General features: G+C 56.1%; 1 rRNA gene. It reads left to right on the forward strand.

The features are described from left to right. Positions 1 to 503: ribosomal RNA gene (locus tag WH277_RS01880) — 16S ribosomal RNA — on the forward strand; the annotation flags it as partial.

The following is a 503-nucleotide window of genomic DNA, read 5'->3' on the forward strand; positions in this document are numbered from 1 at the left end:
GGTAGCTAATACCGCATAACGTCTTCGGACCAAAGTGGGGGACCTTCGGGCCTCACACCATCGGATGTGCCCAGGTGGGATTAGCTAGTAGGTGGGGTAATGGCTCACCTAGGCGACGATCCCTAGCTGGACTGAGAGGATGACCAGCCACACTGGAACTGAGACACGGTCCAGACTCCTACGGGAGGCAGCAGTGGGGAATATTGCACAATGGGCGCAAGCCTGATGCAGCCATGCCGCGTGTATGAAGAAGGCCTTCGGGTTGTAAAGTACTTTCAGTGGGGAGGAAGGCGATGAGGTTAATAGCCTCGTCGATTGACGTTACCCGCAGAAGAAGCACCGGCTAACTCCGTGCCAGCAGCCGCGGTAATACGGAGGGTGCAAGCGTTAATCGGAATTACTGGGCGTAAAGCGCACGCAGGCGGTCTGTCAAGTCGGATGTGAAATCCCCGGGCTCAACCTGGGAACTGCATTCGAAACTGGCAGACTAGAGTCTTGTAGAG

Origin of the sequence: Erwinia sp. MYb416 (assembly GCF_037479575.1) — a bacterium.
In the GTDB taxonomy this organism is placed as follows: domain Bacteria; phylum Pseudomonadota; class Gammaproteobacteria; order Enterobacterales; family Enterobacteriaceae; genus Erwinia; species Erwinia rhapontici.